Source organism: Halalkalicoccus paucihalophilus, assembly GCF_001593955.1.
Lineage (GTDB): Archaea > Halobacteriota > Halobacteria > Halobacteriales > Halalkalicoccaceae > Halalkalicoccus > Halalkalicoccus paucihalophilus.
Map to the genome: position 1 here is coordinate 1 of NZ_LTAZ01000021.1, position 624 is coordinate 624.

General features: G+C 61.2%; 1 pseudogene. It reads right to left on the reverse strand.

From position 1 onward, the window contains the following. A pseudogene (locus HAPAU_RS19440) lies at window positions 1–624 on the reverse strand (hypothetical protein); the annotation flags it as partial.

Consider the following 624-nt stretch of genomic DNA (forward strand, 5'->3'; position numbering starts at 1 on the left):
GTCTTCCGGATACCCCCGGAACACGATCGCTTGGGCGTTCTGCCCATCGATATTGTGCGTGAACGCAAACGTACACCGCCGGACTTCCACCCGATCACCCGCCGTCAAATTCCCTTCATCCCCGTTCTCCGCTAGCGTGTGCATATCCACCGCGTGCGACGTCGTGATCGGACCGAACACCGAATCCTCCAGTGTATACCCACACTCGGGATGGCCGAACCCGCTGATCGCATGGCGCGTCGCGTTGAAATAACTCATCTCGATCCGCGGATGCCCATTGAAGATGTCGATCACATATCCTGCGCCCACCATCATACAATCGTGCCCGTAGATATGGTGGATGTGCGGCGAGACCGGCAGCGACGCCGTCCCGACCGCAATCGCCTGTACCGGCCACCCGTACAACTCGCAGTTGTCGATCTCGATCTCGTCGCTCAACAGACGCAGCCCGCGAGCATAGCGTTGCTGGCGCATCGCCTGGCGGTCAGCGTACGTGTCCCCATCATCGAGTGGAATGTATCCGGGGTAGGCGGGATTGTCGTTGTAATCGTGGAACGGCCCGCGGTAGCGCACGCCGCTGATGCGGGCGTTCCCGCGGACGGTGATCACGCCACGGCCGTTCGA